We start from the raw sequence: 24,603 nt of genomic DNA, 5'->3' as shown, positions 1-24,603 counted from the left end.
GACCCTGGTCATGTGCACCACTCAGGGTCTGTCAGGATGGAGTCATGGGTCAGCCGGTGGAACGCGAATCAGGAGATCGCGCATCTGAGAACGCGGCGTCGTCGCAGCTTCCGCCGGGACAGCGCCTCCAGCGCGGCTGGCCGGTCACCCACTACGGGCCCGTCCCCAAGTTCCGTCCCGAGCGCTGGGACTTCCGGGTCTTCGGCGCCACCGCCGACGGCGAGAAGCACGCCTGGACCCACGACGAGTTCACCGCCCTGCCGTACGCCTCGGTCGTGGCCGACCTGCACTGCGTGACGAAGTTCAGCATGGTCGGCGCCGAGTGGGGCGGCATTCCGGCCCGGACGATCCTGGACACCGCGCCGCCCGCCGCCGAGGTCACCCATGTGATGGTGTGGGCGGAGTACGGCTTCAGTTCCAACCTCCGCCTCGCCGACTTCGCCGACGACCGCACGATCTTCGCCACCCACAAGGACGGCGAGCTCCTCACCGCCGAGCACGGCTTCCCCCTGCGTCTCGTCGTGCCCCACCTCTACGCCTGGAAGGGCCCCAAGTGGGTCCGCGGCATCGAGTACATGACCGCCGACCGCCGTGGCTTCTGGGAGGAGCGCGGCTACCACAACATCGGCGACCCCTGGCAGGAGCAGCGCTACTCCTACCAGGAGGAACCGGGGGACGGGCCCGAGCTCTGACGGTCCGCGAGGGGGGCGTCAGCCGTCCCTGAGCTTCTTCAGGCGTTCCACGTCCGCCGCGTGGCCCTCCTTGCCGCCGGGGGTCTCGATGATCAGCGGGACGCCCTCCGTGGCGGGGTGGGTCATCAGGGCGCGGAAGGGGTCCTCGCCGATGTGGCCGGAGCCGATGTTCTCGTGGCGGTCCTTGTGGGCGCCGACCACGTCCTTGGAGTCGTTGGCGTGGATCAGCTTCAGCCGGCCCTCTCCGACGGTGTCCACCAGCAGGTCCAGCGTCCGATGCATGCCGTCGGGCCCGGTCAGGTCGTGCCCCGCGGCGAAGATGTGGCAGGTGTCCAGGCAGACCCCCAGCTTCGGATGGGCGTCCAGGGCCTCGAAGTACGGCCCGAAGTCCCAGGTGCGGGAACACAGCGAGGCCCCCTGGCCGGCCGTCGACTCCAGCAGCAGATACGGGTCGTCGTCATGGGTCAACTCGTCCAGCAGCGGCAGCAGATACTCCCGCACCTGCTTGAGCGCCACCGACCGGTCCCGCCCGCCGGTCGCGCTCCCCGTGTGCACGACCACCCCGAGCGCGCCGATCTCCCGGCCCCGGCGCAGCGAGTGCCGCATCGACTCCACGGACCGCTCCGCCGTCGCCTCGGTGTGCGAACCGAAGTTGATCAGGTACGGCGCGTGGACGTACGCGGGGATCGACTCCTCGGCGCAGGCCGCGCGGAACTCCTCGTCCTGCCGGGGGTTGCCCACCGGAGTCGCCCAGCCACGCGGATTGGCGACGAAGACCTGAACAGTCTCGGCCTTCAGATCGCGGGCGTACGTCAGCCCGACGGAGTTCAGGCCCCCGGCGACGGGGACATGACCGCCGACGGGGTTGCGGGAAGGGCCCAAGGGGCCGGAGGGGCCGGAGTGACGGGGGGCGGTGTCCGGGAGCCCGGGGGACTGCTGAGTGCTCACCGCACCAGGGTGTCATGCGGCCCGCGGTGCCCGGCCGCCGGTTCGAGGCGACGGCCGGGCCGCCCGTCAGCGGATCTCGATGGTGATGGTCGAGCCCTTGGGTGCCGTGTCCCCGCCGTCCACCGACTGGTTCCTGACCTCGTCGCCGAAGAGCCCGAGGAGCCCTCGGTCCTCCTCGACCTCGAAACCGGCGTCCCGGAGCTTCTGGGTCGCCTCGTCGACGCTGTCGCCCACGACGTCGGGGACCTCGACCATCACGGGTCCCTTGGAGAGCGTCAGCGTGACGGTGTCACCCTGGCCGAGCTGCTTGCCCACGCCCGGAGCCTGCTCGGCCACGAGCCCCTTGTCGAACTCGGAGTTGACCCGCCCGGCGGCGATCTTCACCTTCAGGCCCGCATCCTCCAGCTCGGCGGTGGCGTCAGCGACGGACGCGCCCGACACGTCGGGCACCTCCACCGGGGCGCCCCGGCTGACCACGATCCTGACCGCCGCGCCGGACGAGATCTCGGTGCCCGCGCCCGGCCGGGTGCTGATCACCTGCCCCCTGATGACCTCGTCGCTGAACTCCCGCGTCACCACACCCGGTTCCAGCCCGTCGTCCTTCAGCTGGGTCTTCGCGACGTCCAGCCGGTAACCCTTCAGGTCCGGCACCTCCACGGTCTGCGGGCCCTTGGAGATCGTCAGCGTCACGGTGTCGTTGTCCCGGATCCGCTCGCCGGGCGCCGGGTCGGTGCCGATCACCCTGCCGCGCTTGACGGTGTCGCTGTACGCCTGCTTGACGTCGACGTCCAGCCCGGCGCCCTCCAGCCGCTTCGTGGCGACCGCCTCACTCTGCTGCAACACGGCCGGGACCTGCGTGAACTGGCCCGAGTTGATGTACCAGACACCCCCGCCCACGCCCAGCACGAGCACCGCGGCGACGACGGCCGCCCACAGCCCACGCCGGGACGCGGGAGAGGTGCGGGTGCGCCGGGACGGCGGCGGAGGAGATTCGAACCGGCTCGTGCGGTCCAACCGCTCGTCGGGATCCAGCCCCACCGACCGTGACACGGACAGGGTGCGCGGGATCACGCTCGTCCGGTCCTCGGTGGTGTCGTGGCCGCCGGCTATCGCCTGCGGCGGCACCGCGTCCAGCTGCTCGCCGCTCAGTCCGCCCCGCGCTTCCAGTGTCTGCGCGAGCAGTGCCACGGCGTCGTACGGCCGCAGCTCCGGATTGCGGGCGGTCGCCGAGGCGACCAGTTCGTCCAGCTCGTAGGGCAGCCCCGGCACCGCGGCCGACGGCGGCGGCACGTCGTCGTGGAGCGCGTGGTAGAGCACCTGCGCGGGGGAGTCGCCGGCGTGCGGCTTGCCGCCGGTGAGCATCTCGTAGAGCATCACGCCGCACGCGTACACGTCGACACGGGTGTCGGTCGTGCCGTGTTCGAGCTGCTCGGGGGCGAGGTAGGAGACGGTGCCGAGGACGGCGCCGGTGGTGCTGGTGACGGTGTCCACGGCCCGGACGAGCCCGAAGTCGGCGACCTTGACCCGGCCGTCGTCCCCTATCAGCACATTCTCCGGCTTCATGTCCCGGTGCACGAATCCGGCCCGGTGCGCGGCGCCCAGCGCGGCGAGCACCGGTTCCAGGATGTCCAGCGCGGCGCGGGGCTGCAACGCCCCGCGCTCGCGCAGCACGTCACGGAGGGTGCAGCCGGCGACGTACTCCATCGCGAGATAGACGTACGAGCCGTCGGCGCCCTGGTCGTACACCCCCACCACGTTCGGGTGGGAGAGCCGGGCCACCGACTTCGCCTCCCGGATGAACCGCTCGACGAACGTCCGGTCCGCGGCCAGCGTCGGATGCATCACCTTGAGCGCGAGCACGCGGTCGAGGCGGGTGTCCACGGTCCTGTAGACCGTGGCCATCCCGCCGACCGCGATCCGCGCCTCGACTCGATACCGACCGTCGAGCACCTGGCCGACAAGCGGGTCCTGAAGGGTCGTGTCCACGCAGGTGAGTGTACGAGCCGCCGCCGACAGGCCCATGGGTCCCGTGCTCCGCGGGACGTACTGCAGCAGAGCTGTGACCGAGACCGGAGGGCTGTGACGAGCGGGTCTCCGACCCAAGTCGTTCGACTGTTCGAGTGAGGGGAGGGGGGCGTGAGCTCCGCCTCAGAACGCCGGGCGCTCCGGGTCCAGCCGCGCCAACCCCTCGCCCGGCGACGAGGCCTCCGCGAAGTGACGGCGGGGGATGCGGCCAGCCCGGTACGCCAGCCGTCCGGCCTCCACCGCGTGCCGCATGCCCTCGGCCATCAGGACCGGCTCCTGGGCCCGCGTCACCGCCGAGGCGAGCATGACACCGGCGCACCCCAGTTCCATCGCGAGCGCGACGTCCGACGCGGTCCCCGCACCCGCGTCCAGGATCACCGGCACGCGCGCGTGCTCGACGATCAGCTGGAAGTTGTGCGGGTTGCGGATGCCGAGCCCCGAGCCGATGGGCGACCCGAGCGGCATGATCGCGGCACAGCCCACGTCCTGGAGCTTCCGCGCGAGCACGGGATCGTCGTTCGTGTACGGCAGCACCGTGAAACCGTCGTCGACGAGCGTCTCGGCCGCGTCGAGCAGTTCGATCGGGTCGGGCAGCAGCGTGCGTTCGTCGGCGATGACCTCCAGCTTGACCAGGGACGTACCGAGCGCCTCGCGCGCGAGGCGGGCCGTCAGCACGGCCTCGCCCGCCGTGAAACAGCCGGCCGTGTTGGGCAGCACCCGGATGCCGAGCCGGTCGAGCACGGACAGCACCGAGCCCTGCACGTCGGCGTTCACCCGGCGCATCGCGACCGTGGTCAGTTCCGTGCCGGAGGCCACCAGGGCGCGCTCCAGGACGTCCAGGCCGCTCGCGCCGCCGGTGCCCATGATCAGGCGGGACGCGTAGGTCGTGCCGCCGAGGACGAAGGGGTCGTCTGCCACGGGATCAGCCTCCTTGGACGGCGGTGAGGACCTCGACACGGTCCCCCTCGGCGAGGGCGGTGGTCGTCCACCGCGCGCGCGGGACGACGGTTTCGTTCAGAGCGGCGGCGACACCCGAGAGGGACGGCGTGAGCGTCCGCACGACCGCGTCGAGGGCCGTGCCGGGGGCGATCTGCCGCCGTTCCCCGTTGACGGACACGGTCAGGGTCCCGGTGGTGCTCATACGGGCTGCTCCAGGAGTTCACGGGCCGCGCCGGCGCGGAACCGCAGGGGGGTGAAGTCGCGGGCCTCCGCCGGCAGTTCACCGGTGGTCAGCACCTGGGCCATGACGTCGCCGGTGACCGGCGTGAGAAGCACGCCGTTGCGGTAGTGGCCGGTCGCGAGCAGCAGGCCGTCCAGCCCGCTGGGGCCGAGGAGCGGGGCATTGTCGGGCGAGGCGGGGCGCAGTCCGGCGCGGGTCTCGGTGAGCGGCAGTTCGGTGATGCCGGGGACGAGTTCATGAGCGTCCCGCAGCAGTTCGTACACCCCGCCCGCGGTGACCGTCGTGTTCCAGCCCTGTTCCTCGCTGGTCGCCCCGACGACGAGTTCGCCGTTCTCGCGCGGCACGAGATAGACGTGGCTGCCCCGCACCACGGCCCGCACGGTACGGCTCAGGAAGGGCGCGTACGGCTTCGGCACGGTCAGCCGCAACACCTGCCCCTTGACCGGTCGCACCGGCGGTCGCACCTCGGCCGGGACCCCGGCGAGCCGCCCGCTGAGGCTGCCCGCGGCGAGGACGGTGTGCCCGGCCGCCAGCCGTTCACCGTCGCCGGTCCGGACGCCGGTGGCCCGCTCCCGGGCCACCGAAAGCTCCTCGGCCCAGGCCCGGTGGAACACCACCCCGGCGCGTTCGCAGGCCGCGACCAGGGCCGCGGAGAGCCGCCTCGGGTCGACCTGGTGGTCCCCGTCGACCCGCAGTCCGCCGCGCACGCCCGGTGCGAGCATCGGCTCCAGCCGACGGCACTCCCGTCCGCTCAGCCACTCCGAGTCGAGGCCCGACCGACGTTGCAGGGCGTGCAGTTCGCGCAGATGGGCGCGGTCGTCGGCGTCGAGCGCGACGGCGAGGGTGCCGGAGCGGCGGTAGCCGAGGTCGAGGCCGGTGGTCTCGGTCAACTCGGCCGCGAAGTCCGGGTAGCGGCGCGCGGACTCCAGGTTGAGCCCCAGCAGCGTCTCCTCGCCGTAGTGCAGTTCGGTGACGGCGGCGAGCATCCCGGCCGCCACCCGCGCGGCCCCGCCGCCGGGCTCGGGATCGACCACGGCCGTGGCGAACCCGCGCTGCGCGGACCGCCACGCCGTGACGAGCCCGATGATTCCGCCCCCCACCACGAGGACGTCTGACGTGTGCGTACGCGACATGGGCGTCCAGCCCCTCCCTTCGCCGGCATGACCCGGATCAGGTTCGTACGGTCGGAGGCCGCCAGCCTCCCTCTCAGCCCGGTGCGTCCGGGCTCCCGCGAGTGCTCTACGGTGGCCCACCCTAGCCCCCGCCGTTCGTCCCAGTAAGGGAGCCCGTGCCCATGGCCCGCTCGCTCGACGGTCTCGTCCTCGCCCCCGTCGCCGACCAAGCCCCAGGTCAGGTGGGCACCCGCACCCGGTTCACCTACCACGAGAAGGACGGCGAGATCTGGGCCGACTACGCGGGCGGCGACGTCGTGCGGGGCCGGCTCGTGGGCACGCGCGCGGGGGACCGGCTGGACTTTCGCTACGTGCAGTTGAAGACCGACGGCACCACCGCCTCCGGGCACTGCGTGTCCCTGGTGGTCGAACTGCCCGACGGGCGGGTCCGGCTGGAGGAGACCTGGGAGTGGGAGTCGCGGCCCGGCAGCGGGACGAGCGTGGTGGAGCAGGTCGACGAGACGGCGGACCGCGCCCGCTGAGGGCCAATTCCCGCCCACCCGCCGTACGACCGGCCCACCCACCCTCTGCCTGACCGGATATCAGTTGTCTATGGTGATCGGGTGAGCGAGCAGACGCAGCAGAGGGGCGGATCACCGGTGCGGCGCGTGGTCGTCGTGGGCGCGGGCATGGCGGGCGTGCAGACGGCGGTCGCCCTGCGGGAACAGGGCTTCACCGGCGACGTGACCCTCCTCGGCGCCGAGCCGCACCAGCCGTACGACCGGCCCCCGCTCTCCAAGGCCGTCCTGCTCGGCAACGCCGAGGGCTCCGCCTTCGACGTCGACTTCGAGGCACTCGGCATCGACCTCCGGCTCGGCCGCGAGGTGTCCGGCCTGCGTCCCGCCGATCATGAGCTCGACACGGCCGACGGAACCGTCCCGTACGACGTCCTCGTCGTCGCGACCGGCGCGGAACCGATCACGCTGCCGGGCGTCGAGGGCGTGCCCGGGGTGCATCTGCTGCGGACCCTGGACGACGCCGAGCGGCTGCGGCCCGTGCTGGCCCGGCAGCACGACATCGTGGTCGTCGGCGCGGGCTGGATCGGCGCCGAGTTCGCCACGGCCGCCCGTGAGGCGGGCTGCGCGGTGACGGTCGTCGAGGCGGCCGACCGCCCGCTCGCGGGCGCGCTCCCGGCGGAAGTGGCCGCCCCGATGGCCGCCTGGTACGCCGACAGCGGCGCCACCCTGCGCACCCACGCGCGCGTGGAGCGTGTCGAGCCCGGCACGGTCGTCCTGGACGACGGCACCCGGGTGGCGGCCGGCGCGGTCGTCGTCGGCATCGGCGCACGCCCCGCCACGGCCTGGCTGAAGGGCTCCGGCATCGAGCTCGGCGCCCACGGCGAGGTGGTGGCGGACGACCATCTGCGCACCTCCGTACCGGACGTGTACGCCGTCGGCGACTGCGCCTCCTTCCCTTCGGGCAGGTACGGCCGGCGTCTCCTCGTCCACCACTGGGACAACGCCCTTCAGGGCCCCCGCACGGTCGCCGCGAACATCGTCGGCGAGACCCCCGAGCCCTACGACCCCGTGCCCTACTTCTGGTCCGAGCAGTTCGGCCGGTTCGTCCAGTACGCCGGGGACCACGCGTCCGCCGACACCATGGTCCGGCGCGGTGACCCGGCCGGGATCGCCTGGTCGGTCTGCTGGCTGCGCGAGGCCCGGCTGGTCGCCCTGCTGGCGGTGGGCCGCCCCCGGGACCTGGCCCAGGGGCGCCGCTTGATCGAGTCGGGCACCCCGATGGACCCGCTGCTGCTGGAGGACCCGGCGAGGCCACTGAAGGCGGCCACGGCGGCGACGGCGTAGCCGGGACGCGTTCGCCCGCCGACCGACGCACTCATACCCCTCGGTCGGCTCCGCCGGAGGCGCCTCGGCTACCCACTGTCAGTCCCAGATGGCAGTCTTGGAGACGTGACCGAGATTGACGCAAAGATCGATGCTCTCGTCCCCGCGTGGCTGACCCTCCCCGACATCGCAGAGATGCTGGACGTCGAGGTGACCCGCGTGCGGCAGCTGGTGAAGGAAGGCCAGCTCATCGCCGTACGCCGCGGGGAGAACCGCGCGCTGCACGTCCCCGCCGCCTTCATCGACGGAGACAAGGTGGTCAAGGGCCTGACCGGCACCCTGACCCTGCTGAAGGACGACGGCTTCACCGACGAAGAGATGCTGGAGTGGCTCTTCACTCCGGACCCGAGCCTGCCCGGAACCCCGGCCCAGGCCCTGAGCGAGAATCGCGGCACGGAGGTGAAGCGCCGCGCCCAGGCGCTCGCCGTCTGACCCGGAACGCCAGGCACACCCGAGACACACGAGACACCTGAGACACCCGAAAGATCCGCAGAAGAGCCGCCTGCGGCGCACGGCAAGGGGCCCGCGAGGGTCGCGTCCCGTGCGCCGCACGGACCACGCACGCCAACGGGGGACACACCCATGCCCGACGCCGCCGCACAGCTCGCCGACGCCCGGCTCTACCTCTGCACGGACGCCCGCAAGCGCCAGGGCGACCTCCCGCGGTTCCTGGACGCGGTCCTCGGCGGCGGCGTGGACATCGTGCAGCTCCGCGACAAGGGCATGGAGGCGGCCGAGGAGCTGGAGCACCTCCAGGTCGTCGCGGACGCCTGCCGTCGGCACGGCAAGCTGCTCGCCGTCAACGACCGCGCGGACGTCGCCCACGCCATCGGCGCGGACGTGCTGCACCTCGGTCAGGGCGACCTCCCGGTCCCCGCCGCCCGTGCCGTCCTCGGCAAGGGCGTCCTCATCGGCCGCTCCACCCACGCCGAGGAGGAGGCCGCCGCCGCGGCCGTGCAGGAGGGCGTGGACTACTTCTGCACGGGCCCCTGCTGGCCCACCCCCACCAAGCCCGGCCGCCACGCCCCCGGCCTGGACCTCGTCCGGTACACGGCCGCCCTCGCCACCGACCGCCCCTGGTTCGCCATCGGCGGCATCGACCTCGGCAACCTCGACGAGGTCGTCGAGGCGGGCGCCCGGCGGGTGGTCGTCGTCCGTGCGATCACGGAGGCCGACGACCCGGGAGCCGCCGCGGCCGAGTTCACCAAGCGGCTGCGCGCCCTCTAGCCCGCGCCTGCGACCCACGGCCGTCCAAGGCGTGGACAACAGGTCGACAAAGGGGACAAATAGCCTTGGTCTGGTTGGGGGACGGGCCCGACCTGACTAACCTGCCGGTATGGCCCTAGGAACCGCTTCCACCAGGACTGATCGCGCACGGACCGTGCGTGACATGCTCGCCACGGGCAAAACCACCTATTCCTTCGAGTTCTGGGCACCCAAAACGGAGAAGGGTGAGCGGAACCTGTGGAACGCCCTCCGCAGGATCGAGGCGGTGGCTCCCAGCTTCGTCTCCGTGACGTACGGCGCGGGCGGCTCCACGCGGGCCGGCACGGTGAAGGCGACCGAGCAGATCGCCGCCGACACCACGCTCACCCCGGTCGCCCACCTCACCGCGGTCAGCCACTCCATCGCCGAACTGCGCAACATCATCGGCCAGTTCGCGGACGCCGGGATCCGCAACATCCTCGCCGTCCGCGGCGACCCGCCCGGCGACCCCCTGGCCGAGTGGGTCGCGCATCCGCAGGGCCTGACCTACGCCGCCGAACTCGTCCGGCTCATCAAGGAATCGGGCGACTTCTGTGTGGGCGTCGCGGCCTTCCCGGAGATGCACCCGCGCTCCCCGGACTGGGACAGCGACGTGGCGCGTTTCGTCGACAAGTGCCGGGCCGGCGCCGACTACGCGATCACGCAGATGTTCTTCCACCCCGAGTCGTACCTGCGTCTGAGGGACGCGGTCGCGAGCGCCGGCTGCGAAACCCCCGTCATTCCCGAGGTCATGCCCGTCACCAGCGTGAAGATGCTGGAACGGTTGCCCAAACTCAGCAACGCCGCCATCCCGAACGCCCTGAAAGAGCGGATCGTCACAGCCAAAGACGATCCGGCCGCTGTACGCTCCATTGGCATCGAGTTCGCCACGGAGTTCTGCGCGAGGCTGCTGGACGAAGGAGTCCCCGGACTTCACTTCATCACCCTGAACAACTCCACCGCGACTCTGGAAATCTACGAGAACCTGGGCCTGCACCATCCACCACGGGCCTAGACCGGTCGCACTCGCGTACGACACACTGCGTAGCGGCTACAGGGAGAGGGGCGTACATGGGCTGGGCGGTCCTCTACATCGCGTTCGGCGTCGTCGCGTTGTGGCTGTTGGGTGAGGTGCTGCTGCAGTACAAGGCGCGGCTGCGCTGGCGGCTGCTCGCCTTCGGCGGTTTCCTCGGTGTCGTCCTCGGCGTCCTGATCCCCAACGTGATCGTCATCGCGCTGGGCGCGATCGGGTTCGCGATCGGGCAGACCTATGTGACGCTGTCGTTCCGTCGCGGCTTCGAGGCCGGCTGGGCCGTCCGCCCGCGCTCCGGCGAGGGCGAGGACGGCGGCCGGCTGCCCAAGGCGGGCAAGAAGCGTCGTCGCGGCGAACCGGACCGCCAGGACCCGGCCCTTGAGGTCACCGACCTGGAGACCACCGCCGCCGGGACGTACCACCAGGGCGACGACCCGCTCGACGACCGCGACGACGACGTGTTCGTCCGCCCGCAGTCCACGCCCTCCGGGGCCGGCACCAACACCGTCTACTCCCCGGAGCCCCTTCCGGACGACACCGGCACCTACGGCATCTACGGCGACGACAACGCCTACGCGGGAGCCGGCCAGCAGCACGCGACCGCCGACCAGTCCGCGCAGGACGAGGCCTTCGCCTACTACGGCTACGACCAGCAGGGGTACGGCTACGACCCGTCCCAGCAACAGCAGTACGCCGCCTACTCCGACCCGTACATCGGCACCCAGACGTACGACGCCACGGCCTCGTACGACCAGTCCTACGGGCAGCAGGGATACGGTCAACAGGGCTACGGCCAGGACCAGTACGGCAACGGCGGCTACGGCGGCGAGACCCCGCCCGGCGGTGTCTGGGTCCCGCAGCAGCGCACCACCGACGACCCGTTCGGCTCGGACCTGCCGTCGGACCAGCAGTACCCGTACCAGGGCAACGGCAACAGCAACGGCAACGGCCAGAACGGTTACGACGAGCAGCAGTACCGTTTCTGAGGACCCGCTCAACCGCCCGTCCTCCCGCCCGTCCTCCCGTCCGTCCCGCCGAGGCTCACTGCGAGCCGCGAAACTCCGGCCCCTCCACGATCAGTCCGGCCACCAGCGCACCCGACATCCCGGCGTGCGGAAGACCGCCGCCGGGGTGGGACCAGCCGCCGACGGTGAACAGGCCCGGCAGGGCGGTGGTGTTGGACGGGTGCAGCCATCGCCCGTCCGCCGCGGCGAGCGCCGGGGCCGGGACCGCGCCGCCCTGCGCACCCGTCGTCCGCGCGATGTCGGCCGGGGTGCGCACCTCGCTCCACAGAAGACGCTCGCGCAGACCGGGCACGGCGCGCTCGGCAGCCTCGATCAACTGCTCCGCCCGCAGATCGAACACCTCCGACTCCGCCCGACTCCAGTCGGGTTCGGCGGGGACCGCGCAGGTGATCGTGACCGCCTCGTGGTCGGAGTCCGGGACCAGTCCCGGATCGTCCGGCCGCAGCACCGTCATCGTGGGCCGGGCGACCATGCCGTGTGACGGGCCGAACAGGAGCTCCAGCTCGGCGTCACGATCCTCCGCGTGCACCACCGTCCGGTGCGCGGCGCCCTCCGGGCGGCCACCGCGCAGCGCCAGCAGCACGGTCAGCCGGCTCGTCGTCGCGCGCTGGGCCGGCACCTCGCCGGCGCTCCGCACGACCGACCGCCGCGCCAGGCGGCTCAGCACCTCGGGCGCGACCCCGGCGACCACGAAGTCGGCCCCGGTCACCGCGCCGTCCGCCAGCTCCACCCCGGCCGCCCGGCCGTCCTTCTCGACGATCCCGGTGACCTCGGCGCCGAAGGCGAACTCGACCCTGCGGGCCAGGCACCGCTCGTACAGCGCGCGCGCCAACTCCCTTATGCCGCCCCGGACGTACCAGGTCCCGAAGGCGTGATCCAGGTAGGGCAGGACCGCCGCGCTCGCCGGGACGCTCCTCGGGTCCAGACCGTATGCGAGGGCGTGGCTCTCCAGCAGGCCCGTCAGCCGCGGGTCGCGCAGCTCCCACGCGCCGACCTCCGCGAGGGTGGCCGCGCGGCGGGTGCGCAGCAGCCGCTTGTGGGGGACCGAGGGATACGGCTCGCGCTCGGCGAGGACCTTCCAGTCGGACCACAGCGGCTCCTCCAGGAGGGGGCGCCGGGTGTGGTCCCAGGCTTCGCGGGCCCGCACCAGGAAATCGCCCCAGCGGTCGCCGGCGCCCGCGCCGAGCGCGGAGTTCAGCGCGGCGACCACGCCCGCGCGCGAGGCGTTCGGCAGCAGGAAATCGGTGCCGTCCGCGAAGACGTGCCGGGCCGCCGGGTCGACCTGGACCAGGTCGACGCACTTCTCCAGCGGCTCCTTGCCGGTCTTGAGGAACAGATCGCGGTGGACGGCGGGGAGCGGCAGCAGCCCCGGTCCCGTGTCGAACGCGAAGCCGTCGCGCTCGAAGCGGCCGACGGCTCCGCCGTAGGTCGTCGTGCTCTCGTGCACCACCACGTGGTGGCCCGCCACGGCCAGCCTTGCGGCGGCTGCCATCGCGCCGAGGCCGGCGCCGATCACCGCGATTGTTGCCATGTCAGCGACCTTATCGGCCGCTGCTGACATTCCTTGTTCGCGGTCGAGCTCGAGGGTCCGGTCGGTCCGGTCGGTCCGGCGGGTGCGGGGGCGCCGTGGTTGGTCGCGCGGTTTCCCGCGCCCCTGGGTGGCGGCCGCGCCGCCGACCAGGGGAGTACGAGCGCGGGCGCGATCGTCACCAGTCGGCAACAGCACGCGCTGGGCCTGAGTGCGCAGTACTGAGTACGCGTACCCAGCCGTGGAGATGAGTACGCGCACGGATGGGCCGCGACCTGCGGGAACGGGAGAGTGGAGGCACGGGAAGGGGCGCGGCTCCGGTACCGCCGACACGGGGCGGCGGAACGGCTCTCGCGCTCCTACCGCTCCTTCCGTCGACGCGAGTCGACGGGAGCGAGGCACGGGGGAGTACGGGGGGTACGGGGAAGCGCCGGTTCGAGGTGGCCCGCGGGGGACGCGGCCAGTTCGGACCGGCGCTCTCGTATCCGCCCCGGCCGGTCAGCAGTGTCCGCCGACTCGGCCCTGCAACAGCCGGGACAGCGCCGCGTGGACGTCGTCCAGGGAGCGTTCCGGCTGGAAGGCCTTCCAGTCCAGCGCGGCCACCAGGACCATGCCGACCAGGGCCGACGCCGTCAGACCCACATCGATCTCGTCGCTCAGCTCGCCTCGCTCGACACCCTCGCGGAGCACCCCCTCGACGACGGCGACCGCTTCCTGCCGGACGACCATGAGCGTGGACTGCCAGGCCCGGTTGGTGCGCCACAGCTCGGCCACGTACAGCTGGGTGAAGGACGGGTAGCGGTCGATGAAGACGAGCCCGGCCCGGACCATCGCGTCCAGGGAGTCGACCCTGCTGCCGCCGTCCTGCGCGGTCCGCTCGGCCGCCTCGCGGAGGGAGGCGGTGAGCAGTCCCACGCCGTGCCGCAGCAGCTCCTCGAAGAGGACCGACTTGCTCGCGAAGTTGTAGTAGACGGTGCCCTTGGCGACTCCGGCGCGCTCGGCGATCTCGTCCACCGTGGTGGCGGAGAACCCCTGTTCCGCGATGAGGGTGACGGCCGCTTCGTAGAGTTTCTGCCGGGTCGCCTCGCGGCGGCCCCCGCCTGCGCCGCCGGGGGCGTTGCTGCTTTCCATGGCCCTGATTGTCACAGGAACCGCGCTGTGCGCGGGAACCGCTCCCCGCGCGGTCACAGACTCAACTCCGGGTGCAGTCGGTCCAGGGTCCACACCTGTTTGCGGCGGGCCGACAGGGCGGTCAGCGCGAGGGCGCCCACCGTGAACGCCACCAGCACCGCACACGCCTGCCACACCGGGCCCAGACCGCCGCCCGTGATCAGCCGCCTGAGGGCGTCGACGACATGGCTCATCGGCAGGAAGGGGTGGACCGCGTTGAAGAAGTCCGGGCTGGTCTGCACGGGATAGGTGCCCCCCGCGGACGTCAACTGGAGCATCAGGAAGGCGAGGACGAGGATCCGGCCCGCCGCCCCGAAGCGCGCGTTGAGCCACTGCACGATCGCCGCGAAGCACCCCGTCACCAGGAACAGGAAGCCCACCGTCCCGGCCGCCCGCGCCATCTGCAGGCCCACCGCCCAGTGCAGCACCGCCATCAGCGCGACCGTCTGCAGCACGCCCAAGGCGGCCACCGGCAGCCAGCCCGCCAGCGCGATCCGCCACGCCGAGGCACCCGCCGCGAGGGCCCGCCGGTTGAGCGGCTGGATCAGCATGTACGCCACCATCGCGCCCACCCAGAGGGACAGCGGGATGAAGTACGGGGCGAAACCTGTGCCGTAGTTGGGCGCCTTGTGCAGGTCCCTGCTGGCCAACTGCACGGGATCGGCCATCACTTCGGTGCGTTTGTCGCGATCCTGCTCGTCGTAGTCGGGGATCCGCTCGGCCCCGTCGTGCAGACCGCCCGCGAGCTTCCCGGAGCCGTCGGCCAGCTTGTACATGCCGCCCTTGAGGTCGACCGCGCCCGTCTTCAGGGCGCCGACGCCGGTGTCGAGGTCCTCCGCGCCGGTCTTGGCCGTCCCCAGGCCCGTGTGCAGGGTTTTGGCCCCCTTGGCAACCTCCGAGGCGCCCTTGTCGAGCGCGTCGATCTTGGCGACGGCGTCGTCGAGGTCGGTGGAGAGGGTGGGCGCCGCCTTCGCGAGGGCGCGGGCCTGCTTCTCCAGGGTCTCCAGGTCCTTGTCGAAGGCCTTCATGTCCCCGTCGTAGTTCTTCACCACGCTGTTGACGTCCTCGGCGAGCACGGCCGCCTCCGCCGCCGCGTCCTTCGCCTTCTTCAGGTCCGCGCAGGCCGCGTCCGGCAGGACGGCCTCCTCGCAGCGGCGCCGGTGGACGTCGTCGAGGGTGTCGGAGGCGGTACGGGTGCCGGTCGCGGCGGCCGGTGCCGTCCTGACGAACGCGTCGAGGTGATCGCGGATCGTGGCCGCCGAGTCGGCGACCAGGGTGGCGGTGTCGGCGATGGTGTCGCCGTTCTCCTTCAGGAAGGGCCGCACCTGGTCCGCCGCGGCACCGACCTTGTCGGCGAGCTTCCCCGTGCCGTCCGCGACCTGCCGGGCCCCGTCCTCGAGGTCGCCCGCTCCCTCGTCCAGGTCCTTCAGCCCGCCGGACAGGTCCCCGCTGCCCTCCTTGGCCTTCCGCAGCCCGTCCGCGAGGTCTCTGGAGCCCTGCTCCGCCTTGTCGATACCGCCCTTCAGGTCGTCGGCGCCGTCCGCCGCCTCCTCCGTCTTCCCGTGGATGTCCGAGAACGAGATGAAGATCCGGTCCAGGAACGACCGCGAGGCCTTCGTCGACGCGGCCGTCCGCACCTCCGAGAACACCGTCCGCGAGATCTGCCCGACGATGTAGTTGTTGGCGTCGTTCGTCCGCACCTGGAGGGCGCCCGTCTCCGGCACGTCCCCCGAGCTGGACGCGATGCGCTCGCTGAAGTCCTTCGGCATGGTCAGCGACAGGTAGTACGTGCCGTTCTCGACGCCCGCGCGGGCCTCGGCGGCGCTCACCCGGTGCCACTCGAAGGTGTCGCTGTCCCGCAGCCCTTTCGCGATGTCGTCGCCCGCCGTCAGCCGCTCCTTGCCGACCGACGCCCCCCGGTCGTCGTTCACCAGCGCCACGGGGATGCGGTCCAGTCGGCCGTACGGGTCCCAGAAGGACCACAGGTACAGGGCGCCGTACAACAGCGGCAGCAGCAGGAGCGAGACCAGCGCGGCGCGCGGCAGCTTCCCCCGGCCGAACCGCCTGAGCTCAAGCGCGGCCAGTCTCGGCGAGCGCATCTGCCGTCTCCTTGTCGTCGTCGTGGTTCTCGTCGTCGTGGTGCTCGTGGTTCTCGCGGTCGGGGCCGTCGGCGTCGTGGCTCTCGGCGTCGGAGCTCTCGGCGTCCTGGTTCTCGTGGTCGGAGCTGCCGTGGTCGGAGTTCTCGTCGCTCTTCGGTTCCCCGGCCCCCGTAGTCACCACGACAGCCCCCTCCGGGGCCTCGCTGCACACCGCCACGACCGTGATCCCGGACTCGGTGAGGGACCTCAACAGGGCCCACATCGCCGTCCGTTCGGGGTCGGAGAGCTTCAGGTCGGTGTCGTCGACGCCGAGCACTCGGGGCCGGCCGACGAGGGCGAGGGCGACCGACAGCCGCAGGGCCTCCATCCGGTCGAGGTCGCGTACGGCCGTCCGGGAGCCCTTGGGCAGCGCCTCGCGGTCGAGCCCGGCGGCGGTCGCGGCGGCCTCGATCCGGTCCTTCGTCTCGGCGGCACGCTCCGCCCGGGGGCGCAGCAGCCCGCGCAGGGTGCCGTCGAACCGCCGCTGCAGCAGCGCCCGTTCACGCAGGTGCTCCTCGACGGTCAGGGCCGGGTCGAGGTCCGTCACGCCGGGGACATGGGCGAGGGCGCTGATGCGGCGCACGGCCGCCATCCGTTTCGGCAGCGGCAGGGAGCCGACCGTGGCACGGCCCTCGCTCGGCTTCATACGGCCGGTCAGCGCGAGCAGCAGACAGGTCCGGCCCGACCCGGACGGCCCCGTGATCGCGACCAGCGAGCCGGCCTCCGCGTCGAACCCGACGCCCCGGAAGGCCCAGCCGCGCGGACCTCTGAGCCCGAACCCCTCCGCGCCGACGGCGGCACCGTGGGTCGTCCCCCGCCCGGTGTCCGCCTCCCCTGCCTCTGCCATGTCCCCGAAACCCCTCTGCCCGTCTTTGAACTGACTGGTCAGTGCAAAAAATACTCCGAACCTTTGATCGAAGCAAAAGCGCAGCTCAGAACGGATTGTCAGTGGCATACCGCACGATGGGCACATACGGCACCTCGTGTCAGAGCGTGCCGTCCGCAGACGACAGGAGGTTCGTCATGGCCAGCTACCACGCAGCAGCCGCCAACCGGCGCCGCGCCACCGGCCCTGCCCCCTCACTGACCGGCCCGGCGAGCGACGTGCACCCCGTGCTGCGCCGGGCGACGGCCCCGCCCGCCGCCCTCGACCTGCTCGCCCAGGCCCGCTCCGGGCTCGACGAGGCGTCCGGACTCCGCACGCCGAACGAGCGATACGCCACCGCACACCTCGCCGCCCTGCGCATCGCCGCCGCGGTGCTCGCCGCCCGGGGCCGCCCCGAACCCACCCCGAGGCGCCGGGCCAAGATCCGGAGCGCCTGGGAAGTGCTCCCCGAGATAGCGCCCGAACTCGCCGAGTGGAGCGCCCTGTTCGCCTCCGGCGCCGCCCGCCGCGCACGGGCCGAGGCGGGGATACAGGGCGCGGCGAGCGCGCGCGACGCCGACGACCTCATACGCGACGTGGCGATGTTCCTGCGCCTGGTCGAACGGATGCTGGTGCTCCAGCCGGTGCTGCCGCAACCCCGGCAGGACGGCGGCCCGGAGGTCCCGGACGCGGGCTGACCGACCGTCCCGGCGCCGCCCATTAGGGTTGGGGGGCACCAGCACCCTCCGTCACGGCCACCGGCCCGGCGGAGACGCAAGCCCATCGCTCCGCCCGCACACCAGGCGGTGCCGCGCCGAGGAGTCAACTGCCGTGTCGGACCCGATGCGACCCCGCGCCTCTCTCCGTACCGCCGTGGTCTGGGAGGTCCTCCAGGACGCCCTCGACCGCCGGGTGAAGGCGACGGGGCGTGAGTCGCTCGACGTACTGGACACCGGAGGCGGCAGCGGCAGGTTCGCCGTGCCCGCCGCCCGCCTCGGCCACCGCGTCACCGTCGTCGACCCCAGCCCGAACGCGCTGTTCGCGTTGGAGCGCAGGGCCGCCGAGGCAGGCGTCGCCGACCGTGTCCGGGGCGTCCAGGGCGACGCGCACGGCCTCTTCGACGTCGTCGAGCGCGGCGGGTACGACGCCGTGCTCTGCCACGGCGTCCTCGAATACGTGGACGACCCCGCCGAGGGCATCGGCAACGCGGTCGCCGCGCTGCGCCCCGAGGGCGTCCTCAGCCTGCTCGCCGCCGGCCTGGGCGGCGCCGTCCTCGCCCGCGCCCTCGCCGGGCACTTCAAGGAGGCCCGGCAGGCGCTCGACGACCCGAACGGACGCTGGGGCGAGGGTGACCCGGTTCCGCACCGTTTCACCGCCGAACAGCTCACCGCGCTCGTCGAGGGCGCGGGCCTCCGGGTCGCCGCCGTGCACGGCGTCCGGGTCTTCGCCGACCTCGTCCCCGGTGTCCTCGTCGACACCGAGCCCGGCGCCCTGGACGCGCTGCTCAAGCTGGAGGCGGTGGCCGCCGAGCTGCCCGCCTTCCACTCCGTGGCCACCCAACTTCATGTGCTGGGGGAGACGCGAGGGGCCGCCGAGTCCTGAGCCGTCTCCCGCGGCGGCCGAGCACGCCCCGCTGATCAGGGGCTCGGCGGCGGATGGAGTACGCCACAGGCCCCCCGATCGGGCGCTCGGAGCCGTATGATCGAGGGAGACCGTTCCGGCATGACGGGCCGTCCGCTGGGGAATTCACACCTCAGCGAGTCGGGGTGCCATGGCGGGTTCCGGTTGGCGAATTGGCGTAGAGGGGCGGGTTTCAAGGGGGCGATTCCCTGCCTATCCTGAAGAGGACCCCCCGGGTCGCCCCGGCGACCGCACGATGAGGAGGACTCCGTGCCGCTCTCAGAGCACGAGCAGCGCATGCTCGAGCAGATGGAGCGAGCGCTGTACGCCGAAGATCCCAAGTTCGCGTCAGCGCTTGAGGGAAGCGGGCTGCGTACGTACACCCGGCGGCGGGTCTACCAGGCGGTCGCGGGCTTTCTGGTGGGTATCGCGCTCCTCATGGCCGGAATGGTCGCACAGCAGATCTGGGTCAGCGTGGTGGGATTCCTCGTCATGCTGGGCTGCGCCGTGCTCGCCGTCACCGGTTGGCGCAAGGCCCCCAAGCCGGGTGAGCAGCCCGCCGGTGCCGCAGGCTCCGCCGGTGAGCGTCGGCAGACGCGACAGCGCCGCTCCATGATGGACCGAATCGAACAGCGCTGGCAGCGCCGTCGTGACGAGCAGGGCGGCCACTGAGCCCGCCGAACCGCCGACCCGACAGCCACAGCTGAACACGGACGAAGGGTGACCGCCCGAGCAGCGGTCACCCTTCGAGCATGCCCTCAGGCGAACGCCCGCGCATCACCGTGCGCCTTCCGCGGGGGCCACCGTGCGTCGTCGTTGGGCCTGGAGGCCGCCGCACATCGCCGTACGGCCCGTGCCGGTGGGGCCGGCCCGCATCGTCGTGCTGCCACGGCTGCGGCAGCGGCTGCCGCAGCGGCAGCGGACAGTCGAACGGTCCTGTCCCCGCCGGGTTCGCCCGGCGGGGACAGGACCGTGAAGCGTCGGCGCTAGCCGTTCCGGCTCGGTGCGGGGCGCCGCCAGGGCAGGCGCGGCGCCGGGAGACGGGACAGCAGCTCGTCCCTGGTGTCCGCCCAGCGCGCCGCGAGGGCCCACGCCACCCGGACGGTCGAACGCGGCAGCAGCAGTGCCCGCAGTCGGGTGCGGCGGCCGGCGTGGGCCTTGAGGCCGACTTCGACCTGGTGCGCGTCCCGGGCGAGACCCGCGGGGATCTGAGGACGCGGAGCGAAGAGAACCTGCTCCACCGCCGCCGCCACCCGGTGCACCGCGTCGGCGGCTGTCGGTTCCAGCTCCCCGAGCCGCACGATCCGCGCGGCGGCCTTGCGGGGCGTCTGCGACTCGTCCGGCGCGATCCCGTAGTCCCACGCCGTGTCGGCCACCTCCTGCCAGGCGGCCAGCGCGTGAGCCGCCGCGGCCTCCGTACGGCCGTACGACGTGGCTCTGCCCGGCTGTTCCGGGGAGCCCGGGGCTGCCCCTGCGCCTTCATGGGTCACCTCCCGCGCGACGGCGGGCTCCTGGGCCAGGGTCCCCTTCGGCACCGCGCCCTGGTGCGAGCCCAGCCGCACGGACCGGACCCGCAGCCGCCACAGCATCGGCAGCAACGGGATCGCCAGCGCCAGAAGCGCTCCCGGGAGGATCAACAGGGTCCAGGGCGAGAAGAACACCAGGCCCCAGAACGAGCGCTCCCCGTCGTCCGAACCCGGCAGGGCCGCCGCGGACTCGCTCCCGCAGGCCCCCAGCTTCGCCTCCTGCGGCGTGCAGCTCTCGCTCGCCGACGGCTCGGCCGACGGCGCCGTGGACGCCGACGTGGAGGGACGGGGCACCTCGGGAAGACCGCCGGTGCCCGTGTCCTCCGGGACCGTGTACTCGGGAGTCGAGCCCCGGTTGGGGGTCGGCTCGAAGCGGGTCCAGCCCACGCCCTCGAAGTACAGCTCCGGCCAGGCGTGCGCGTCGCGCAGGCCCACCGACATCGTGCCGTTGGTCTGCGGGGTGCCGGGGGTGAAGCCCACCGCCACCCGCGCCGGTATGCCCAGGGTGCGGGCCATGGACGCCATCGCGAAGGAGAAGTGGACGCAGAAGCCCTCCTTGTCCTGCAGGAACCGGGCTATCGCCCGAGCGCCCGTGCCCGACCGCACCTCCGTGTCGTACGTGAACTCGCCGCTGAACGCGAACCAGTCCTGGAGCTTCACCGCCCGCTCGTAGTCGTTCTTCGCGCCCTCGGTGACCTCCACCGCGGTCTGTGCCACCACCGGCGGCAGCGAGGCCGGCACCTTGGTGTACTCCCGCCGCAGGGACGGCGGCGGCTCCGGCGCCGAGGCCAACTGCTCCGCCGTGGGCTCCACGATCAGGCTCTCGACCTTGTACTGGGCGCCCTTGGTGTCCTGTCCGTGGTCACCGACGAGGGTGCGCCCCACGGGCTCGTACCGCCAGTCGCCGTCGATGTCCACGCTGGTGACCGGGTACGGCATCGGCAGCCAGTTCTGCTCGTAGTCCTCCGACGCGACGATCCGGGTCTCGATCGACGTCCGCTTGACCTCGGAGGCGAGACCGGTGGGGGTGCCGAAGTCGTCCGGGACGCCCGTGATGGAGCGCTCGGTCGGGGTCCATGAGGTGCCGTTGAAGTTGTCCAGGGAGACGATCCGCAGATACATCTCCTGCACGTCGTCGGTGTTCGTGCGGTAGGACAGGACCTGGCGGTCCTCGTCCACGTTCAGGCTGCCACGCAGCTGCACCACCGGGTTCACCGCGGCGATCGTGCCGCCACCCCCGGAACCCCCGCCGATGCCGGCGCCCGTGCCGTCCAGCAGCCCGCCGTCGAGGGAGGGCAGGCCGAGCGGCACCACCAGGGCGATGCCCAGCGCGACCGCGCCGATACGCCGCCCGGTGCGCACGGGTGCCACGGCGCCGCTCGCGGACTCCGCCCGCTGACCCTGGGGCGCGCCGGCGAAGACCCGGCCCCACTGCGAGAGCCGGTCGCGGCTCTCGGTCAGGAGCAGCAGCAGATAGCCGGCCGAGGCCAGCACGAACCACAGCCAGGCGGCGCCGTCGGAGAGTCCCGCGGCGACCGAGTACAGCGCGAGCAGCGGCAGACCGGCCGGGGCGGCACTGCGGAACGTCACCGCCAGCGCGTCCACCAGCAGGCCTATCACCAGCACGCCGCCGATGATCATCAGCCGGATTCCGTCGGTCAACGGTGCCGGGATGGCGTACCGTCCGACGTCCTCGGCGCCGGTCTGCAACAGCGTCGCGAAGTACTGGAACGCCTCCGGGCCCGGGACGACCCCGGCCACCGCCCGCTCCCGGGCGAAGACCAGCGTCAGCATCATCAGGGTGACCAGCGCCTGGGCGGCCACGGTCAGCGGCCTGGCCAGCGGGACGCGCCGGGTGAGCGCTCCCACGCCGGCCTGCACGCCCAGCATGAGCGCCGCCTGGAAGATCCACGTCGCCGGGTCGACCAGCGGCAGCAGTGCGCACGCCGCCATGATCGTGGCGGCCCAGGCGCACAGCGCCAGTCTCGCCCGCCCGCTCATGACCGTCCCTCCGTACCGCTCCCGGACATCACTCCGGTGCGCTGCCTGTCCGCCTGTCGCCACAGGTCCGTCAGCGAGGCGCCGCGCGGCACGGTCAGCGCCGTCCAGCCCGCCTCGTGCAGCAGCCGCAGCGACTCCTCGCTCGCGCTCCCGGCGCCGGGCACCTCACCCGGTTCGGTCGTCCACGCCTCGCTGTCCAGCAGGAAGGCGACCGCCCCACCGCCGCGCTGGCGCAACTTGCCGATCACCGTCGCCTGCTCCTCGTCGAGGTCGCCGAGGAAGGCGACCAGCAGCCCCTCGTTGCCACCGCGCAGCGCGTCGTACGCGGGTGACAGGCTCGTGCCGTCGGAGTGGTCGATCACCGCGAGGGTGTCCATCATCAGACCGGCCGCGTCGGCCGACTCCTGGCTGGCGCCCGCGAACCCGTCGGCGCCCTCGCCGGGCACCGAGTTGCCGGTGTCCGTCAGCAGCTTCACCGAGAAGCCCCGTTCGAGCATGTGGACCAGCATGGAGGCGGCGCCGGAGACGGCCCACTCGAAGGCGGAGTCGGGGCCCGCGCCGAGGAACGCCTCGGCCCGGGTGTCCAGCAGCACCGTGCAGCGGGCGCGCTGCGGCTGTTCCTCGCGGCGCACCATCAGCTCGCCGTAGCGTGCGGTCGAACGCCAGTGCACCCGGCGCAGATCGTCGCCGTGCCGGTAGCCGCGCGGGATCACGTCGTCCTCGCCGGCCAGCGCCAGCGACCGCTGCCGCCCGTCGCCGTATCCCTTGGCCTCGCCGTTCAGCCGCACCGGCGGCAGCGCCTCCACGCGCGGGACGACGGTCAGTGTGTCGTACGTCGAGAAGGACCGGGTCAGCTCGCACATGCCGAACGGGTCGGTCAGACGCAGCTGGAGCGGGCCCAGCGGGTAGCGGCCGCGCAGATCGGAGCGGACGCGGTACGACACCTCGCGGCGGCCGCCCGCCTCCACCCGGTCCAGCACGAAACGGGGCCGCGGACCGAGCACGTACGGCACCCGGTCCTGGAGCATCAGCAGCCCGGTGGGCAGCCGCGAGACGTTGTCCATCCGCAGATGGACCCGGGCCTCGCTCCCGGCCGGAACACGCGCGGGGGAGAGGCGGCGGCTACCCGCGACCCGGTAGCGGGTGCGGTACAGCACGGTCGCGCAGACCAGCGGCAGCACGGCGAGCAGCAGGCCGACCCGGAGCAGATCGCTCTGTCCGAGGACGTACGCGCAGACGGCGGCCGCCACGCCGGCGGCCAGGAAGGAGCGCCCGCGCGTGGTGAGGCCGGCGAGGGCCGTGCGCAGGCCGCCCTTGTCCTGTTCCGGGGTGGGCGCCGGCCCCGCGGTGGTCATCCAAGCCTCCGCGGCGGCTGCTGCGGGTACGCGGGCGCGGTGTGGACCGAGCCGTACCCGCTCTGCGCCTGGGGGGCCTGCGGCACGGGTGTGCGCTGGAGGATCTCCTGGACCACCTGCTCCGGCGTACGGCGGTTGAGCTGGGCCTGGGCGGTCGGCAGCAGCCGGTGGGCGAGGATGGACACGGCCAGCGACTGGATGTCGTCCGGCAGCGCGTACTCCCGGCCGCTCAGGGCGGCGGTCGCCCTCGCCGCACGCAGCAGATGCAGCGTGGCGCGCGGCGAGGCGCCGAGTCTGAGGTCCGGATGGGTGCGGGTGGCGCCGACCAGGTCCACCGCGTACCGCCGGACCGATTCCGCGACGTGCACGCTCCGGACGGCCTCGATCAGCTTGACGATCTCGTGCGCGTGCGCCACCGGCTGCATGTCCTCCAGCGGCGAGACCCCGCCGTGGACGTCGAGCATCTGCAGCTCGGCCTCCGGGCTCGGGTAGCCGACGGAGACGCGGGCCATGAAACGGTCGCGCTGGGCCTCCGGAAGCGGGTAGGTGCCCTCCATCTCCACCGGGTTCTGCGTGGCCACCACCATGAAGGGGCTCGGCAGCTCGTAGGTGGTGCCGTCGATCGTGACCTGGCGCTCCTCCAGGGACTCCAGGAGCGCGGACTGCGTCTTCGGCGAGGCGCGGTTGATCTCGTCGCCGATCACGATCTGCGAGAAGATCGCGCCCGGTTTGAACTCGAACTCCTTGCGCTGCTGATCCCAGATGGACACACCTGTGATGTCCGACGGCAGCAGGTCCGGCGTGAACTGGATACGCCGCACCGAGCAGTCGATGGACCGCGCCAGTGCCTTGGCCAGCATGGTCTTGCCGACGCCGGGTACGTCTTCGATCAGAAGATGTCCCTCGGCGAGCAGCACTGTCAGCGAAAGCCGTACGACCTCAGGCTTGCCTTCGATCACTCCTTCGACCGAACTGCGGACTCGCTCCACAGTGCTGGTCAGATCAGTGAGGCTCGCTCGATCGTCATAGGTCGTCACCCGGCCCTCCTCGGCCCGTTCTTTCTCCGGGCCGTCGCTCTGCGATGCGGACCGGCCCACCCCGAAACACGGACACCACGCGTGAACTGCTCAGCGCGACGCCACACTGGCATTCTTGCTGCCGTTACCAATCCGTGTCACTCGCCTGTGGACAACTGTCCGCGATATGTCAGGTTTGCGGTGTTTTACGGGGCGAGATGCC

At 72.4% G+C, this 24,603-nt stretch carries 22 protein-coding genes and 1 riboswitch; of the genes, 10 read left to right on the top strand and 12 right to left on the bottom strand.

Translation table 11 applies throughout. The annotated features are described in order from the left end of the window. Positions 1 to 44: 44 nt before the first annotated feature. Complete coding sequence (locus tag RM704_RS20085) at positions 45 to 692, top strand: sulfite oxidase-like oxidoreductase (RefSeq protein WP_033528145.1); 648 nt, start codon at positions 45 to 47, stop codon at positions 690 to 692. Positions 693 to 710: 18 nt separating this feature from the next. On the opposite strand, the gene RM704_RS20080 is transcribed toward RM704_RS20085, so the two are convergent. The 5 genes from RM704_RS20080 to thiO all read right to left on the bottom strand — a co-directional run bounded on the left by RM704_RS20080 (position 711) and on the right by thiO (position 5,978). Continuing rightward, positions 711 to 1,640: a deoxyribonuclease IV gene (locus tag RM704_RS20080; RefSeq protein ID WP_033528144.1), complete on the bottom strand. Its 930-nt coding sequence runs from the start codon at positions 1,638 to 1,640 to the stop codon at positions 711 to 713. A gap of 66 nt (positions 1,641 to 1,706) precedes the next feature. Next, on the bottom strand, positions 1,707 to 3,626 hold the full coding sequence (pknB, locus tag RM704_RS20075) for a Stk1 family PASTA domain-containing Ser/Thr kinase (protein ID WP_033528216.1): 1,920 nt from the start codon (positions 3,624 to 3,626) through the stop codon (positions 1,707 to 1,709). Positions 3,627 to 3,788: 162 nt separating this feature from the next. Then, positions 3,789 to 4,583 (bottom strand): thiazole synthase, encoded by a 795-nt coding sequence (locus RM704_RS20070; RefSeq protein ID WP_033528143.1) that lies wholly within the window; start codon positions 4,581 to 4,583, stop codon positions 3,789 to 3,791. 4 nt (positions 4,584 to 4,587) lie between these two features. Next, the gene (thiS, locus tag RM704_RS20065) at positions 4,588 to 4,788 is read right to left on the bottom strand and encodes a sulfur carrier protein ThiS (RefSeq protein WP_033528215.1); all 201 of its coding nucleotides are present in this window, start codon (positions 4,786 to 4,788) and stop codon (positions 4,588 to 4,590) included. A 14-nt stretch (positions 4,789 to 4,802) separates the two neighbouring features. Then, positions 4,803 to 5,978, bottom strand: coding sequence for a glycine oxidase ThiO (gene thiO / locus RM704_RS20060; protein WP_033528142.1), 1,176 nt, complete (start codon positions 5,976 to 5,978; stop codon positions 4,803 to 4,805). Then, a riboswitch (TPP riboswitch) is annotated at positions 5,976 to 6,087 on the bottom strand. (Overlaps the previous gene by 3 nt.) Positions 6,088 to 6,139: 52 nt before the next feature. On the opposite strand from thiO, the gene RM704_RS20055 reads away from it, so the two are divergent. From RM704_RS20055 to RM704_RS20030, 6 genes are all read left to right on the top strand, one after another. Then, entirely contained in the window at positions 6,140 to 6,499 is a 360-nt protein-coding gene (locus RM704_RS20055; protein ID WP_033528141.1) for an avidin-fold protein, read from the top strand. A gap of 81 nt (positions 6,500 to 6,580) precedes the next feature. After that, positions 6,581 to 7,819, top strand: a complete 1,239-nt coding sequence (locus RM704_RS20050; RefSeq protein ID WP_033528140.1) for an NAD(P)/FAD-dependent oxidoreductase — start codon at positions 6,581 to 6,583, stop codon at positions 7,817 to 7,819. A gap of 105 nt (positions 7,820 to 7,924) precedes the next feature. Continuing rightward, positions 7,925 to 8,290: an Rv2175c family DNA-binding protein gene (locus RM704_RS20045; protein WP_033528139.1), complete on the top strand. Its 366-nt coding sequence runs from the start codon at positions 7,925 to 7,927 to the stop codon at positions 8,288 to 8,290. A 150-nt stretch (positions 8,291 to 8,440) separates the two neighbouring features. Next, complete coding sequence (gene thiE, locus RM704_RS20040) at positions 8,441 to 9,085, top strand: thiamine phosphate synthase (protein ID WP_033528138.1); 645 nt, start codon at positions 8,441 to 8,443, stop codon at positions 9,083 to 9,085. A gap of 109 nt (positions 9,086 to 9,194) precedes the next feature. Further along, positions 9,195 to 10,118, top strand: a complete 924-nt coding sequence (gene metF, locus RM704_RS20035) for a methylenetetrahydrofolate reductase [NAD(P)H] (protein WP_078937180.1) — start codon at positions 9,195 to 9,197, stop codon at positions 10,116 to 10,118. Positions 10,119 to 10,174: 56 nt separating this feature from the next. After that, positions 10,175 to 11,122, top strand: a complete 948-nt coding sequence (locus tag RM704_RS20030; RefSeq protein ID WP_033528136.1) for an SCO2102 family sporulation regulator — start codon at positions 10,175 to 10,177, stop codon at positions 11,120 to 11,122. Between the two features lie 55 nt (positions 11,123 to 11,177). Here RM704_RS20030 and RM704_RS20025 read toward each other — a convergent pair whose 3' ends face one another. From RM704_RS20025 to RM704_RS20010, 4 genes are all read right to left on the bottom strand, one after another. Continuing rightward, positions 11,178 to 12,692 carry a phytoene desaturase family protein gene (locus RM704_RS20025; protein WP_033528135.1) on the bottom strand — a complete coding sequence of 505 codons (1,515 nt, stop codon included), beginning with the start codon at positions 12,690 to 12,692 and terminating at the stop codon, positions 11,178 to 11,180. Between the two features lie 495 nt (positions 12,693 to 13,187). Continuing rightward, entirely contained in the window at positions 13,188 to 13,820 is a 633-nt protein-coding gene (locus tag RM704_RS20020; protein ID WP_033528134.1) for a TetR/AcrR family transcriptional regulator, read from the bottom strand. Positions 13,821 to 13,873: 53 nt separating this feature from the next. Then, on the bottom strand, positions 13,874 to 15,958 hold the full coding sequence (locus RM704_RS20015; RefSeq protein ID WP_033528133.1) for a YhgE/Pip family protein: 2,085 nt from the start codon (positions 15,956 to 15,958) through the stop codon (positions 13,874 to 13,876). Continuing rightward, positions 15,930 to 16,844: an ATP-binding cassette domain-containing protein gene (locus RM704_RS20010; protein ID WP_033528132.1), complete on the bottom strand. Its 915-nt coding sequence runs from the start codon at positions 16,842 to 16,844 to the stop codon at positions 15,930 to 15,932. The genes RM704_RS20015 and RM704_RS20010 overlap by 29 nt, the downstream gene beginning before the upstream one ends. Before the next feature lie 176 nt (positions 16,845 to 17,020). On the opposite strand from RM704_RS20010, the gene RM704_RS20005 reads away from it, so the two are divergent. The 3 genes from RM704_RS20005 (at position 17,021) to RM704_RS19995 (ending at position 19,154) form a co-directional block, all read left to right on the top strand. Beyond that, positions 17,021 to 17,560, top strand: coding sequence for an SAV_6107 family HEPN domain-containing protein (locus RM704_RS20005; RefSeq protein WP_033528131.1), 540 nt, complete (start codon positions 17,021 to 17,023; stop codon positions 17,558 to 17,560). Positions 17,561 to 17,693: 133 nt separating this feature from the next. After that, positions 17,694 to 18,464: a methyltransferase gene (locus tag RM704_RS20000; protein WP_033528130.1), complete on the top strand. Its 771-nt coding sequence runs from the start codon at positions 17,694 to 17,696 to the stop codon at positions 18,462 to 18,464. 288 nt (positions 18,465 to 18,752) lie between these two features. Further along, positions 18,753 to 19,154, top strand: coding sequence for an SCO2097 family morphological protein (locus tag RM704_RS19995; RefSeq protein WP_033528129.1), 402 nt, complete (start codon positions 18,753 to 18,755; stop codon positions 19,152 to 19,154). A 314-nt stretch (positions 19,155 to 19,468) separates the two neighbouring features. Here RM704_RS19995 and RM704_RS19990 read toward each other — a convergent pair whose 3' ends face one another. Genes RM704_RS19990 through RM704_RS19980 form a run of 3 tightly spaced genes read right to left on the bottom strand, consistent with a single transcriptional unit; the run spans position 19,469 to position 24,401 of the window. Then, positions 19,469 to 22,009 carry a transglutaminase TgpA family protein gene (locus RM704_RS19990; RefSeq protein WP_033528128.1) on the bottom strand — a complete coding sequence of 847 codons (2,541 nt, stop codon included), beginning with the start codon at positions 22,007 to 22,009 and terminating at the stop codon, positions 19,469 to 19,471. Then, entirely contained in the window at positions 22,006 to 23,364 is a 1,359-nt protein-coding gene (locus RM704_RS19985; RefSeq protein WP_033528127.1) for a DUF58 domain-containing protein, read from the bottom strand. Before RM704_RS19985 ends, RM704_RS19990 begins: the two co-directional genes overlap by 4 nt. Then, positions 23,361 to 24,401 (bottom strand): AAA family ATPase, encoded by a 1,041-nt coding sequence (locus RM704_RS19980; protein WP_033528126.1) that lies wholly within the window; start codon positions 24,399 to 24,401, stop codon positions 23,361 to 23,363. The genes RM704_RS19985 and RM704_RS19980 overlap by 4 nt, the downstream gene beginning before the upstream one ends. Positions 24,402 to 24,603 lie beyond the last annotated feature (202 nt).

Source organism: Streptomyces gottesmaniae, from assembly GCF_031845845.1.
GTDB classification, from domain to species: domain Bacteria; phylum Actinomycetota; class Actinomycetes; order Streptomycetales; family Streptomycetaceae; genus Streptomyces; species Streptomyces akebiae.
Note: the sequence above shows the minus strand (reverse complement) of the source record. Positions and strands in the feature narration are given on the sequence as shown.